This window comes from Paenibacillus sp. MAHUQ-45 (genome assembly GCF_058133325.1).
The window spans coordinates 39472-54876 of sequence record NZ_JBYUPV010000012.1 but is presented as its reverse complement, the minus strand read 5'-3'; the positions used below and the strand labels follow the sequence as shown (position 1 = coordinate 54876).

The 15405-nt window shown below is 41.6% G+C and carries 10 protein-coding genes and 1 pseudogene; 4 read left to right on the top strand and 7 right to left on the bottom strand.

Features of this window, described 5'->3' with window-relative positions; genetic code table 11:
- The first annotated feature begins 228 nt into the window (after positions 1-228).
- Positions 229-603 (top strand): hypothetical protein, encoded by a 375-nt coding sequence (locus AC3Y23_RS22640; RefSeq protein WP_379203295.1) that lies wholly within the window; start codon positions 229-231, stop codon positions 601-603.
- 1097 nt (positions 604-1700) lie between these two features.
- Here AC3Y23_RS22640 and AC3Y23_RS22635 read toward each other — a convergent pair.
- Together AC3Y23_RS22635 and AC3Y23_RS22630 are read right to left on the bottom strand one after the other, a co-directional pair.
- Positions 1701-3788, bottom strand: a complete 2088-nt coding sequence (locus AC3Y23_RS22635; protein WP_379203293.1) for a P-loop NTPase family protein — start codon at positions 3786-3788, stop codon at positions 1701-1703.
- Between the two features lie 1172 nt (positions 3789-4960).
- The gene (locus AC3Y23_RS22630; protein WP_379203290.1) at positions 4961-6724 is read right to left on the bottom strand and encodes a hypothetical protein; all 1764 of its coding nucleotides are present in this window, start codon (positions 6722-6724) and stop codon (positions 4961-4963) included.
- A gap of 571 nt (positions 6725-7295) precedes the next feature.
- Between AC3Y23_RS22630 and AC3Y23_RS22625 the strand changes: the two genes are divergently transcribed.
- The gene (locus AC3Y23_RS22625) at positions 7296-8372 is read left to right on the top strand and encodes a beta family protein (protein ID WP_379203289.1); all 1077 of its coding nucleotides are present in this window, start codon (positions 7296-7298) and stop codon (positions 8370-8372) included.
- Here the strand turns inward: AC3Y23_RS22625 and AC3Y23_RS22620 are convergent.
- A complete protein-coding gene (locus AC3Y23_RS22620; RefSeq protein ID WP_379203287.1) occupies positions 8341-8916 on the bottom strand; it encodes a sce7726 family protein in 576 nt (191 codons plus the stop codon). The genes AC3Y23_RS22625 and AC3Y23_RS22620 overlap by 32 nt on opposite strands.
- Positions 8917-9385: 469 nt before the next feature.
- Here AC3Y23_RS22620 and AC3Y23_RS22615 point away from each other — a divergent pair.
- Positions 9386-9989, top strand: a pseudogene (locus AC3Y23_RS22615) (IS110 family transposase); the annotation flags it as partial.
- Between the two features lie 217 nt (positions 9990-10206).
- Here AC3Y23_RS22615 and AC3Y23_RS22610 read toward each other — a convergent pair.
- The 3 genes from AC3Y23_RS22610 to AC3Y23_RS22600 form a co-directional block, all read right to left on the bottom strand.
- Complete coding sequence (locus AC3Y23_RS22610; RefSeq protein WP_379203284.1) at positions 10207-10395, bottom strand: alpha/beta fold hydrolase; 189 nt, start codon at positions 10393-10395, stop codon at positions 10207-10209.
- 105 nt (positions 10396-10500) lie between these two features.
- Positions 10501-11100, bottom strand: a complete 600-nt coding sequence (locus AC3Y23_RS22605; RefSeq protein ID WP_379203282.1) for a YdeI/OmpD-associated family protein — start codon at positions 11098-11100, stop codon at positions 10501-10503.
- The gene (locus AC3Y23_RS22600; RefSeq protein ID WP_379203280.1) at positions 11076-12017 is read right to left on the bottom strand and encodes an alpha/beta fold hydrolase; all 942 of its coding nucleotides are present in this window, start codon (positions 12015-12017) and stop codon (positions 11076-11078) included. Before AC3Y23_RS22600 ends, AC3Y23_RS22605 begins: the two co-directional genes overlap by 25 nt.
- Positions 12018-12115: 98 nt before the next feature.
- On the opposite strand from AC3Y23_RS22600, the gene AC3Y23_RS22595 reads away from it, so the two are divergent.
- Positions 12116-13027, top strand: coding sequence for a helix-turn-helix transcriptional regulator (locus AC3Y23_RS22595; RefSeq protein ID WP_379203278.1), 912 nt, complete (start codon positions 12116-12118; stop codon positions 13025-13027).
- A 575-nt stretch (positions 13028-13602) separates the two neighbouring features.
- Here the strand turns inward: AC3Y23_RS22595 and rlmD are convergent.
- Entirely contained in the window at positions 13603-15150 is a 1548-nt protein-coding gene (rlmD, locus tag AC3Y23_RS22590; RefSeq protein WP_379203276.1) for a 23S rRNA (uracil(1939)-C(5))-methyltransferase RlmD, read from the bottom strand.
- Positions 15151-15405 lie beyond the last annotated feature (255 nt).

Genomic DNA, 15405 nt, shown 5'->3' with positions numbered 1-15405 from the left:
GATACGACTTTATAAGCTTTAACACGACTTTAAAATTCTTAGGTCAACTTTTTGAGATGTTCACACTACTTCCGTACCAACAACGCCACCGACTCCACATGCACCGTAGGACAAAACATATCTTCCCTCCAAATATTAAAAGATAAACTGGTTGTATTACTTGATGGAAACACTTCCGACCTACAATTTCACCCCATAATGCAAATAATCAATCCAGAAAGTGGTATAATGGAAAAAGAAATAACAATATCTAAAAATCCTTTTTCGCTTTATGACAGTCAAATTTATAACGATTGCATCTATATTTTCTCTGATGATTCAGATGTTGTTATTTTCAATAATCTCGATGAGGAACCAACGACACTTAAACTAAAACAACATGAGGCATTTCTGAGAAAAAAACAGGATGAACGCGGAATCGTCTCGGGAGTTCAGTATGTGGGTAACACCGTTTTTGTTTTATATGATTATGTAAAAAATGCTCCTATTGACCGAGTAAGAGAGATTAGAAAATATGATCTAGGAAACGGAAATGAAGATAAAATAATACCATTAAAGTATAAATCAAGTAAAGAAATGATTCGATTTTTTACAATTAATTAAATTATTCTTTGTGGGGTGTTCAAATGCTTTATTTGTTGTTTCCTAACCTTAACCCGCTTATTGGACTGTTTGTTGTTTGCCCCATTATCGCTTTTCTAATTGGTCTGTTATTTACTAGATTCGAGGGGAAAATTTATATAGGTTTAATTATTGCTGCCCTTCTCCCGCTCCTATTTATCGCTAATAATTTAAGGACGCTCAAAGTAAATTTAGATGCTTGGGTTCTTTATGGTATCGTGTATGCTATCATAACTTTTGTAGCCTACAAACTAATCTTATCACCAACTAAAAGCAGTTAAATTTAGGGATCTCCTCCCCATATGTAAGACAAGATCATCCGATTGAGATAATAGTAAACAGTGACGTTCAAAGGCATGTTTTCAAACTTTAGCATAGAAAATAAGCACTTCAATCCGGGCATTATCAGTAGGCATACCCTTGCGGACATGCTTAAGATAATGCCCGTTTCCATATCTATATCCAAAGACATTGACTTGCTTGTAACCTATAGTTAAGTCACAGTTTGAGAAAAAAACAAAAGTACAAAACGTTGTGTTCAAGACCCTAAAGATCTATATAAAGATCTATATAAAGTTCTTGAAAGAGATTATAACGAAAATAGGAACCAATTCGTTTTGAAATAATATTCTCGTCTTGTCATTACAACAAAAATTTCGCTCTACTTATGATAAGGTTCACCGTATCAGTTATAGAGCGAAATCTAAAGGCACCCGATTGGGTGCCTTTGATGGTTTGGGATAAGGGTTCGACACGGTGAGTCGTGGCTGTATAAATCCACAATTCGACGCCGCGTGATGCTCATGATATTTGGGGAAGTGGACCAATCAGCACCCCCTCGCCCTGTTACGGTAGCAAATAAAATAAAGCAGTACACTAAGAAATATAAATTTGTTAATCCAATAATTAAACCAAAGAAAATAACTAAACCTGAAATCCACGAGTTAATATTATACTCTCTACTAAGTTTTAAAGCATTATACAAGAGTTCTCTTCCACAATTATAAAATGACAAACTGAGAATGGAATATGTCATGGCAATATCCAATCAAAGGTCTCATATTCAGCATATTTTTTGCCTATTCGTAAAAGTACATCCTACTAAGCAATTGATTCAGTTCCTGCTGTAAGAATCGTGAGAGTCCCTCCTTCCAATACATTTCGTCACTGAATTTGGCGTAAAAAAGGCGCATATTATTTCGGAAGGCCTGGTCTGGTGCGTGTTTGGCGTAGATATCCTCAATTTCTATCTTCATCCCGTCGTAACTCAACGCTTTACCAATGCGGTAAAGAATTTGAGACAATTGTTGCCGGAAGATGTCCCTCAAAACTTGCGGTGCCTCAATCTCCGCTAATCTTTTGGTTTCGGAATCCCTAATATTCTCAAATGAGACATCAAATACAACTGAACGGTTCTGGATAAATGCTGTCGTCCACTTTTGGATCATGCTTCGGACATGGATGTTAAAGTTTTCGTACACCGTTGCACGTGTCTCATGCCCTTCTCCGATCCGAGCCTTCCTCAGGCCGGTATATACTGAACGACCATGATACAGTTTCTTTTTCGACTCAAATTGGTAGTAGTTCCCTTGATACTCGCGTGAGTTCATCAATTTCATGTGTGCAGCAAAGTCTTCCAGTAGTTGTTCCATTTCCTTATTCATCTTAACCAAAAGTGCTGGTTCATCCAATTCTTTCACTTGCAGGTAGCGGCGTCCTGCATATGACGGCATATGAGCATCATGTACTTTACGGGAAAGGTCGAATAAAATATGGAACAGTTTTTCCTTTTCTATTGTCGGTTTATTTTCGAAGAAAGACCAGGCCAAGCTGCGCAGGCGCGTAAAGTCTAATGAAATGAAATCAAGCGGATTATAGACACCCAAACTTTCGCTCAATTCGACGTTTTCTGCTTCGATAGCTTGTGTGAATTTTTCGTAAGCTTTTTCGGCATAAAAGAGTGCCTCAGTATCCGTAAACTCAGGACGGCCTACATCCATAAGGTGATCCTGCTTCATCAATTCATACAGGTTCAAATCCACCTTGGTCCGAAGAAGTTTAATCGGTAATTCCTGAAATTTCTCCCTTCTCTTAATAAGAAGTTCCTTCATGTTTTCATATACCACCGGGCGTTCATCCGTACTGCAAAGGAATAGGTATGCGTCAGATTGATGCCCCATTACCTGTTGCAGAACTTCCTGCATTTCTTCCTTCGTCTCTCCCGTTTGAGTTAAACCAGGCGTATCGAGAATATTGAGTCTAAGTACCTTCCCAAGCTTTGCCTCCTCACGATAGGCTTCCTCAAAAGCCACCACAAAGGGTGTGGATGGCTGCACGCAGTAAGACAGTTCCTCAATAACAAGCGAGTATGGGCTATCCACATCGTAGGTGTCCTGAATAAGATTCTTGATCGAGTCGCTTTCTACACGGTCCTCAACAACCGCGTACACCTGCTCTGAATCAAGAAATTCGCACGTTTTTAGTATCTCACCTTTAACAAAACTGTAGAGTTGCATGAACCAGGTATAGACTTCATTCTCCAGACTTTGAACTTCACCTTCTCCCAAGCGCTCTTGAATGACCATTTCGTAAATTTCCTTCTTCTTAGGCTTAGGATAGACGGTTTTGGTCTCCTTCTCTTTCTCCTTAACTGCCTCTTTTATTTCTGGAATCAAGCCGTCAAAGAAACGCTGTAGCAATTTCCGGAGAATTTCCTGATCTGGACACCCTTGTTCACCACTATGTGTTTGGACAAATTCAGCAAAGTGATAGGCCCGATTTCGAGGATTGAGCACGTTGTACACCACATCCTCGTCTAATTCCAGTTCCTCTAGCTCATCCCTGTTCTCAAATATGACGTCCAGTATCATCTCGTGTATAATTGGTTTGATTAACATGGTGTCAAAAGGCCTTATTTTAACGCGAATGACTGCTTCATCCTTGTTCATTGTACCATCGAGCATCAATTTTGTATTAATCAAGGTGGTTTGTTTCATCCCCACGTTTCGGGCCAAAAGTTTATTGCTGGTCTCAGGGAGAACTACCGTTAACAGATACGACTTACCAGACCCCGAGGGGCCTGATACTGTGATTGTCGGAGCATTTTCTTGCATACGAAACCGAGAGCGTTTCTGTTTCATCTTGTCCTTCGAATTAATATTATCCATTTATGGAACTTCCTCCTACGAAATAATTTCTTTTACAATTCGCCTGCGGTGAACAACAACATCCCCTTCTAGCCGGGAGAGTTACAAGTTACATAGACCGGTATTTGCTAACTCTTGTTCTACTAATGGTTTTTGATAGAAACCCTAAAACAGGGGAAGAGGATCCTCACCCATTTGGTTTAGGACCACCTTTCCTTGTACCTATGTAGTAACATAGGAGACCAGAAGCTAAAATGCCTAGGAACCATTCCAGAGCCGCCCAGAGTTGCACTTTAGTTACAAAAACATTTATGGTAATAACTCCATAATGCCAGGCTAAAAGTAGCACTCCAAGTGCAAAAATCAAGAGTAATACATTAACAGTCCATTTGCTCATATAAAACACTTCGTTTCAATCAATGCGGCTTTTTTCAACCACACGTTCCAGACCAACAGGTTATTGCTGGTCTCAGGGAGAACTAACGATAACAGATACGACTTACCAGAACCCGAGGGGCCTGATACTGCGATCGTCGAAGCGATATTCGTGAGTTGAAACTCCCTCTGCCCCCTAGTCTTCGATTTTGTGGATTTTGAATTGCCCAATTTCTTTCCTCCTGCAATCTGGATTTTTCAAACCACAAATCACAACGGCTTGTCTAGCTCTTGAAACAATAAAAGAGACATAGTCTGAATAGACCATGCCTCTTCCTTGTGGTTGAGTAACCGGCCATCAAAGTTTGTACGAAACAAACTTACAGAACATATCCTCGCGTTTTCGAAGTTCGCGATGTTCTGGTGCATGCTATTGCATAATGCGCATTTGAAATTATAATTTATTATAGACGTTCCAGAAAATTTATTCAACGTAAAGAAACAGGAGTAAATCAGCATATACCGGTAAAATTGTCCATTTTTGCTCGAAACCCTTAATTTCTTTCCTTACTCCAAGGATTCTCTTATTTTTCCTCACTTTAGTAGGGCTCTAAGAGTCCCGAAATCAATCCGATCAGTATGGTACCGCTAACAATTCATAGTATCTCTTCAGGCTTGCCTTGTTTAAGGTCACCGTATCATAAATAGGGCGAAATCTCTTGAATTAAAACGAACAAAAATCGCCCATTCTTATCATAAGCAGATAATCTTTTGTCTCACAAAAAAGAGCCTTTATTCAAGGCTCTTTCAAATTAAACTCATTCAGCATCAATATAGTCTTGACATGATTCGCATAAATCAGAAGTACCAATGAATTCCTCATCACATCTCATACATGTTGATATATCATTCTCATAACCACAGGTTGCACATTTACCATATGATAATATGCTGTCATCAATACTTACAGTTAATTCCCCACAATTTTCACATGCATCATTACAAATTGGATATTTGTCACCGTCTTTTACGCTTGCATATTTTCCAGAATCGAGTTCGTCGATATAATTAGTAAAATATTCATCTAAATTTTTGAGTATATTGTCTTTCAATAGATTAAGCTCTGCATCATCTAAATATTCTTTTACTGTTGGTTTATAAAAACCATCCTCTGCGCTCCATTCAGCATTTCCATTTCTCCATTCAACCTTACAATCTTCAATAATCTCGCCTTCAGAATTAACCAGTTGAACTAAAAAGACACTAGTTTCTCCCGCATCTTCTGATAACTTTTCAGTCTTCACTTGGACTATTATTTTTGTTTCATCAATTTTACTCTCAATTTCTAGAATGGAGCTGAATTTTTCAGGAATAAAAATAGGTTCAACCTCTACAGTTGCTTCAAGATCCAATCTGTTTATTTCTTCTTCTATATTCAAAGCGAATTGAAGGAATAAGTTTTGCATTATCTGCTGAATTCGATCTTCAGAATAAACCTTGACTCCTGCTGCATCATACATCCTTTGCTCAAGTTCAAATTCCATTACTAGTTCGTGAGCCTCACGCATCTGCTCGTCGGAAACCTTCGAAGATTGGAAACGCTTATCCGCTTCTATGATGAGACTTTCAACTAAACTTACATTGTTTTCAATTAATTCAAATGCATGAAAATCCAAAAGCTTATTGTGAGCGATATGATTTCTATACTTACAGTATTCATCCCATGCTTCAAGAAAATCAATAGTATCAGAAATACTTTCTTCAAAATCAGGATTTCCTTTAAAATAATTTCTAAAAAGAGTATCCCAAAGATTTTGTTTGTTTTTCAATTGCTTTTTCAGCAAACCCATTATTCTCCCATAATCTGCTTGATTATCTCTTTCAAGTAATGATTCAATCTCGGAGTCATAGGAAGGAGTCCACTCTTTTGTGGTATGTGTCATTATATTTTTTAGATGATCTGTATCAATTGCCAACAGATAATCATCTACATTTTTAAAGTCTTTAGTCAGAGTTTTATAGCCACGGACTCTCTTTTGATATGTTTCTTTAAGTTGGAGGGGAGCCAACTTTTCCCACCATTCAATACCAATATGCGTGACCATTATGTTACTTATAACACTTCGTAAAAGATTTTCTACTCGATACATTCTTCCATAAAGTATTTCAGCAAAATAAATAGATTGTTCATCAAACAACCAAACACATTTTTCCCATTGTTTTAGCAAAGTATCCTTTATTAATACCTTAATACGATGTAATTCATTGTTAAAATTGGACTCAACTCGTTGAGGTTCTATAAAAACTATAAGCTGCGCAATCCCATCATATGTGTTTAAAGAGAAATTTGCGAAGAAAGTACCACTATTATTGGCACCTTCTATTTTCACTTTCCAATCAGCTTCTTTATTATCATATATTACACATTCAATAGAATTGGTAGGTTCATTTAAGATATCTATTAAATTAGTTATGTAGGAATCTTCTATTGCTTGCTTTGGTTTCACAACTAGAAAACGAATCAAAATTAATTCCCCATTTCTTTGGATTATTAAACTCATCCATAATGTTGGTCCTATCATTTAAAAGATAAAACTCATCCACTCCTTATTGTCATTTCTAATAAATAGAACTATTTACCTATATATTACTTCTTTTCATCTTTCTTGTCCAAAAAAAATCGAAATGTAGGATAACTTATTTCCAAGAAATCCTCGAATTAATTGCGATTATCCGATGAATAGTTGGACTCCGTAAACCTCATAATAGAGCTGGAACTGCGAGATGACGAAGCTGAACCTGGACCCTACGAGCTTGTACATTCCCTAATGGAGCGTTCGACGATCTGCTCCACAAGTCCCCATTCGAGCAACGTAAAACGTTCTTGCACTTGATCGTCAAGAAGATGAACCTGGATGGCAAGCCAAGGTCAAGGATGTAGAACTCAGCTTCAATTCAGAGACCAAAAAGCATTTTTTAAGCGTAGCCCCTTCCGCAGACAATATGGCGGAAAGGGCTTTTCCTTTATCCCTCAAAAAACGATAAAAATCGCCAAACCAGGACTTTTGATGTAATATTATATAGACTGGAAGAACTGAGACCTTCACCCAACCGATGGGTACTAATTACCTATGACTAGGAGGGGAAATGTTCATGACGTTTGAAAGAAGACATTATGTACCCGTTGTAAAATGGAAACAAGGAGAGCAGAGGGCTCTAGAAGTCCTCACTCCCACCTCGAAAGAAAGAATTACACCTCTTATTGAGATCGCTCCCATCGACTGGGACTTTGAAAATGAGATGCCAAAGAAAACGGTGGACGAGCACCTCGTCAATTTCGGAGAAACTCTGGTACGCTCTTGGCCTCACAAAGCCTTCATCGACCTTCTATACCTTCATCCATCTGAGAGAATGACGTCCGGTTTACATCCTCTGGCGTATATTTTACAAGAAGCACGAGCGCGTCATAATCCTCTCGTCCCTGTTACAAGCTCCGAACGTGATGCGGATTATAATGCAGAGGTAGTGGCTTCGAACCAAATAGATCACTTAGGTGCCGCAATCAGAATAACCGAAAGAGATTTTGATTCTCTTCAACCAACCATTGATTCGCTTCTGGGAGCTTTACAAATGAGCCCAGAGCAAATTGATCTCGTTGTCGACTACGGCTATGTTGAGCCTGCACTTTTAACGAGAACCACACTATTCCTTACCGGATTAATTGACAATCTCCCATATTTGCATGCATGGAGGAATGTCATTTTGTGCGGAACAGGATTCCCTAAGAACTTATCCGATGTGAGCGCAAACTCTGTCGATCAAATTGACCGTGCAGAATGGATAATATGGAAGAGGATTTTGCGAGCAGGCACCGTAAACCGCGATCCAATTTTCGGGGATTACGGTATCTCCAACCCTGAGCCATTTGAGGGTGACCCCCGCTTCATTAACATGAGTGCGAATATCCGATACACTGCTGATGATAAATTCATTATATTCAAAGGTCAGATTACTAGAAGATACGGAAGCGCTCAGTATCATCAGCTTGCCAGCCAAGTTGTAAGTCATCCTGAGTATTCGGGTCGCAATTTTTCAGCAGGTGATCTGTATATAGACGATGTAGCCCAAAATAATGATGGCCCCGGGAACGCCACAAGCTGGCGCAAAGCCGGGACCAATCACCATTTAATGTACATCGCTAATGAACTCTCCACCGTGACCTTGCCTTAAGTCTCTTCCGCACCTCGTCTTGAAGATCCCTAAGCTCGAGTTGCTCCGCAAGTGCACCCCATAATACTTGTCGAGGCTTGCTAAGTAACCCCTTTTGCAAGCCTCTTTCTTTTAACACAGAAAGTGCTTCTTCTCTCCAAAGCAACTGTGCAAGCGCAATGGGATCAATACTTGGATTTTGATGAGGCGTTCGGTATGGTAAGAAGTAGACTATTCCATCAGCATCCATTTCCGCCTTGATTATCCCCCACCATTTAGGAATAATATCCTCAATTCCTTCGATAAAACGAGAAGCAGTCAAAATAGTAACTGTATCAAAAACTCTATTATATGCATCGGTTTGTCTGGGTAATCGTTCCAAAGTGTCGCTCTCACTTTTGATTTCATAACCATTGATTGCTCCATTTACAACAGCGACATCGATCCTTGCATCACCTTGGCATAAGCCAAGTTCATCAAGAATCAAAGTATCGGGCTCATTTTTGTGCTCTTCTCGAAGAACCGAATGAAGAGAGGCGCGTATATCAATATCCCGAGTCTTCATCGTCCCTCAACTCCTCAAATAAATACATTTTTTACATTTCAAACAACTAAACACACACCACTATTTTAGCACATGGTACTAATTTTTGAACAGCAGAATAATTGGAAATACTTCTCTCAATGAACCTAATTTTAGTGCTTAACCAAGCATACTCAGCCAAAAATTCGCCCTACTTATGATACGGTTCACCGCGTTTGATCTTCAACTCTCCTGCCCGTTCGTATTATGAGATCAACCAGTTCTTTCTGGTTGATCCTTTTTCATTTGCATAGAGGATTAAAGTAGCCTGGTCGAACGTACCTGCCCGTGGGACTTGATCCCGAGAGCTATAATGTTCACCCCTACTTGTCATGACCATGATTGAGGCTGGTTGGGACGTAAGATCCCGTATAACAAGCGATGCTATGAAGCGACAAGAAGATCAACCTTAGGGGATGCCGGTGAATCTACACTTAGATGGGGAGATGAAATGAATCCAGTTATCGGTCTAGATATTTCTAAAGAAGAAAGCCATGGACAAGCCTTTCTAGAGCGCGGAAAGCCATCGGCTTAGGAAGTCTCAACTTCGTAAAGTAAAGACGGATGCTGCTGACGCTTACCTATTGGGAGAGCTGTACTACAAAGAAGAATTTGAACCTTATAAAAAAAGAGGTGTGCAACTTCTCAATCTGCGCTATCTTACAAGACAATATGAATCTCTTTCAAAGATGTGTGTACAGACTAAACTACAATTCCAAGCTGTTTTAGATCAGGTTTCCCCTGCATACAAAGGTGTCTTTGGAGCTATGTATTCCGGTATTTCATTACGGTTTTTAAGTGAATTTGCAACCTCCTATTCAGTATTGCAGACGGATGAAGACACACTCAAATCTAAGATGAAAGAACTGCTTTCTTCAAAACGGGGGCGTTCAGAGGACTGGATTAACCAACGGGTGCAACGGCCGCTAGATGCGGCAAAACAAAACCTATTTCAGCAAACCATGTATGCAAGCCACTTAATCAATTTGAAAGTCCTTATTACCCTCATTCTTCAGTACCAAGAGCATCTTACTGGATTGGAACAGAACATAGAGCGATGCTTTTCTCTCCGCCTGTTCAATTATTGCAGTATTTCTGCTTTGTTAGTTATACGCCTTTTCCTTGCGTGAAGTAAAAAACAAACGGCACGGAGCTTTCCCATGCCGTTTTGAATTCCATTTTTATTCCCGTTCTTACCTTTGAGCCTAACTTAATAACATTGCCTGTTTGGGTGTCCTTATTGTTTTTCTAAGTTTTGCTTGCTAAGCGACTCTATTCAGCATCATTCTGCTCTTCCAGCCATCTCAAAATCACTTGGTTTGTTTCTTCCGGCTTTTCTTGCTGGATCCAATGACCGCAATCCAGATTGACCACTTCTGCATTAGGCACGAACTTTGTCAGGTTTTCAGACCTCTGGACCGTATCCCGGTCACCATAGATCATGAGGGTCGGCTGTACCATAAAAATGAAGGGGGTTGCGATTTTGGATGAACTGTTTCATCCCTTCTTCATTTAGCGATTTGATTTATGCAGTACCAAAAATCCTTTTAACGATTCTTTTGTTATTTATATTTCCTTATTCTTCAATATTTTCTTGAAATGTTGAAATTTTAACCCTTCTTCAGATGAAGCGATCAATATTCCAAGCCTTCTTAATCGTGTTTCTTCTTTCTTGGCGCTCATTACCCACCAGATAGAATCTCTTTTATAGGATGGTGATAAATTAGTGAAGAATAGCCAGGCTGATTGATTTGCCTTGATTTGTTCTTCATATTCTTTGGCAAGTTCCACGTTTCTTTGTTCAGAGGAATAGCCTTGTGCATCGGTTCTGTTGTTAAAGACGTGCATTCCTTCTGGTCTCATCTTTCCAAGCTGTATTAGTGCTTTTACCTTCTTTACGTTCACAGCACTCCATACACTATTTACTTTGCGCGGAGTAAAGCGAATCTTATAGCTTTGTTTATCAATGGTTTTTCGTATACCGTCAATCCACCCAAAACAAAGAGCGGCATCTACTGATGCAGACCAAGTAAGGCTTGCACGCCCTGTACTTATCCCAAAATAGCCTACCCAAATTTCACTAGCTTCAGCATGATGTTCTTCTAACCAATCGTTAAACTCTTCTTGGTTGTTGAAAAAAACTACATCTCCCATTGTTCCAGCCATTTTAAAATCGCTTGGTTTGTTTCTTCCGGCTTTTCTTCCTGGATCCAATGACCGCAATTCAGATTGACCACTTCCACATTGGGCACGAACTTTGTCAGGTTTTCAGACTTCGCAACCACATCCCGGTCGCCGTAGATCATGAGGGTCGGCTGCTGGATGATTGGGTTCACTTTCGCCAATAAGCGCCAGTTACGGTCAAGGTTCCTGTACCAATTTATGCTGCCCGTGAACCCTGATGTTTCAAAAGCGGAGACGTAAACGGCCAGCTCGCTTTCGCTCATTACGGGCTCACCGAGCGGTGTTTCTGCCCTGGCGAGATTGATCAACGCCATACCTGGCTCAGGTGCTCTGAGAGGCTCGTTCTTCCGGTACAGGTTGCGAAGGAACCTGTATGTATTGTCTTCGAATACGGCGTCCGCGACGCCTGGCTGTCGATTGAAGTGGACGAAATAGAAATCGCCGCCAAGTATTTCTTCCATGAACTCGATCCAGGGTTTTTCTCCGCGCTCTTGGTAAGGCAAGCTCAGATTTATCACTTTATTGACGCGGTTTGGATGCAACAAGGTCAGTCCCCAAACGACGAATGCACCCCAGTCATGACCGACAAAGGTAGCGTCCTCGTATCCATAGTGATCGAGAAGCGCGATGAGATCACCCGACAAGTGTTCAATGTCATAGTCTGTTACTTCGGTCGGACGGGATGAGTTGCCGTAACCCCGCTGGTTGGGGACGATGACATGGTAGCCCGCTGCGGCAAGTGCGTCCATCTGATGGCGCCAAGAAAAGGCATGCTCTGGCCAGCCATGACAGAGTACAATAGGTTTTCCTAAATTTTGTCGGCCTGCTTCAAAGACTTCGAGTTCCACACCGTTGACTGAAATAAGGGTGGGCTTGGGAAAATCGGTTGGATTAAACATTGCAATTCCTCCTTCTTGTGATACATGTAGTATAATGAACAAAAGGTGACATCTAAGTGTCACCTTTTTGAAATCATGTAGAAAAACAGAGGGCAATTATGGACAAAGTGGAGAGACTCATTTCGATTATCATGATATTGCTGAAAAAAGAGGTTGTTTCTACAACGGAATTCTCACAACTATTCAATGTCTCCAAAAGAACGATCCTTCGCGATATGGAAACATTGAGCTTATCGAACATCCCGATCTACTCTGTCAATGGGGTCAAAGGGGGCTACGGCATAATGGATGAATACAAGGTTGATAAACGCCTTTTAAGCAGCTCCGATTTACAGAATATATTAACTGCGCTCGGCGGATTGGAACAAATCCTCCGTACTGAAGAAGTTGAAAGAACGATAAAAAAAATAGAGGCAATGGTTAGTCCATTGTCTCTAAATCGTTCCATTCAACTGTCGTTTTATGAATGGGAAGGTCGGTCCGAGATTCTTGAAACCTTAAAGACATGTCAAACATCCATTTTAAAGAAAAGGCTGGTTTCGTTTGATTATACAGATAAGGACGGGGCTGTAACGAATAGAATGGTCGAGCCCTATGAGCTGCATTTTAGCGAATCGAGTTGGTACTTGAAAGGATTCTGTTTACATCGACAGGGATATCGAACTTTCAAGTTATCTCGGATCGATCATATTACTATGGATGAACGCCCGTTTCATCTTAGAGACGATTGGTCAGAGCAAGGACACGAAGCAAGTTATCTACCGCAATTCGTCACGATTAAGGCATGGATATCGCCTAGCATAAAAGATCAAATCATCGAAAGGTATGGTCGAAGAAGTATTGAAGACCATAGTTCTGGATTTTTATTAGCAACCATTTATGTCCCACAAAATCGTATGGGATTTCAACTTTTAGCAAGCTTCGGCACTCATCTAAAAGTTGTAGAGCCCAAAACCTATGTTGAAGACTTTCGAAATTATTTATATCAAATGATGGAGAACTATTCCTGATAGATTTAGCATTAAAGCTTCAACCTTCAACTCAACTTTTCGCCGTCACTTATGGTACGGTTCCCCTTAATTAATCTTCACTATCCTCCCTGTTAGTAAGACCGGCCCCTCCTTGGACAGGTGCAACGAAGGAATAAGAGGTCAATGACCCGGTCACTAAGTTCTTAACACTAATAGCCCGCTGGACGGCAAAGACTCTGCCATCCAGCGGGCTTATTCTTTATGCTTAGGGATGGGGGGCAAAGAATAAAATAGGACAAGCTATTCGTACTTTTCTACTTTGGATCTCAATTCAATACTTTTATTATCTATACATCCGCTTTTACAACCATACACGTTTCCAAACGAAACTAAGCAGCCTGAGTCCCTATAAATACGGAACTCAGGCTGCTTAACATTACTTTGTATTTGTCTACTTGACAGGGGGCACTTCAATTCCCCGGTGTCTTCTTTTCATATAGGCTGAAATCGGGTGGAATTTCACATCAGTTTTACATCAAGTCTGATCTCCGCTATCTGTTCCATCAATCTTTTCAATCTGTACCATATTGAAAAACTCAAGTAAATAAAAGGTTTTATTCCACTGTTTCACTCTTCACCAATACCGCCACACACTCCACATGCACCGTATGCGGGAACATATCCACCGGCTGCACTTCCACCGTACGATACCCGCCATCCTCCAACACGCGGAGATCACGTGCCAAAGTGGAAGGGTTACACGAAACATAAACCACTTTCTCTGGCTTCATCGCAAGGATAGTTTCCAGCAGCCGAGCGTCGCAGCCTTTACGCGGCGGATCGACGACGATGACGTCGGGGGTGATGCCCTGCTCTTTCCAGTTCGGAATGACATCCTCCGATGCACCTACCTCGAACACTACATTGTTCATGTCGTTCAGGCGAGCGTTAGCCCGCGCATCCTCGATGGCTTCGGGAACAATCTCTACACCGTAGACCTGCTTGGCATGCTGCGCCAGGAACAGGGAGATGGTGCCGATGCCGCAATAGGCGTCGATGACAGTCTCATTGCCGGTAAGTCCGGCGTATTCGACAGTTTTGCCGTATAATACCTCGGTCTGTGCCGGATTCACTTGGTAAAAAGAACGCGCGGAGATGGCGAACTTCACATCCCCGATATAATCATAAATGACGTCACTGCCCCATAGGGTGCGGGTTACGTCTCCGAAAATCACATTAGTCTGCCGGGTATTTACGTTCTGGCAGATGCTCGTAACTGCTGGCAGCTCGCGGCGAATTTCTGCAATCCATTCGTCCTTGCGCGGAATGCGATCGCCGTTAGTAACCAGAACGACCATCATTTCGCCAGTAACGAAGGCTACTCTTACGACCACATGACGAAGCAGACCTTTGCCAGTCTCTTCATCATAGGCTGTAATCCCGAGTCGCCGACCGATTTCTTTGACCTGGCGGACGACATTGTCATTCTCTTCATGCTGAATCAGACAAGTCTCCATGTCGATAATCCGGTGACTGCCGCGTGCGTAAAAGCCGCCAACTAGGCCGCCCTCAGAGTCGCCAACCGGGACCTGGGCTTTGTTGCGGTAGCGCCAAGGCTCGTCCATTCCCAAAGTAGGACGAACGATAATACCGCTGGTATGAAGTGCAGCAGTTCCATCCGCAGAGTCATTACCATTGCTTACATTAGGCACCTCGCCAGCTCCGCTATCTACGCTGCTCCCGGCTGCGCTCCGTCCGCCAGCCACCCGCAGCTTGCCAATCCGCTCCAGGTTGTCCACCACCAGTTGGCGCTTCCATGCCAACTGGGCTGCATAATCCATGTGCTGCAGCTGGCAGCCGCCGCACATGTCATAGATCTCGCACGGCGGGGCGATGCGATCGCCGCTCGCTTGTTCAATCTTCAGCAGCTTGGCGTAGCCATACTGCTTCTTGGTTTTGAGCACCTTTGCCCGAATTTTCTCCCCGGGCAAAGCGCCCTGCACAAAAAGGGTAAAGCCCTCTACGCGGCCTACCCCTTCACCTTCATGGGTCATGCCGATGATATCGAGCATAACCTCGTCATTCTTGTTCACAGGCAGTCCGGCCACTTGGGCCGTGCCGTCCCGGCGGCTTGTATTACGGCCGCTGCGGTGTCTACTCATTAGTTCACATTCACTTCTTTCATGTTCTTCATTATTAATGATGCTAAATATCTGTTATAAAAAATGGATTAGAGCATTGGCCCCTATGATGGGGTTAAACGCAGCCATGTAAAATTAATTTTAACTGGAATTCCTCCAGTTAATGCTCCGTTAAACTTTATATGAGAAGATAACAACAGGAAAAGCTCCAGTTATTATTGAGTATAACTTGTGGAATCGGGTATGTGTACAGAAATAACTGGAGTTATTCCAGTT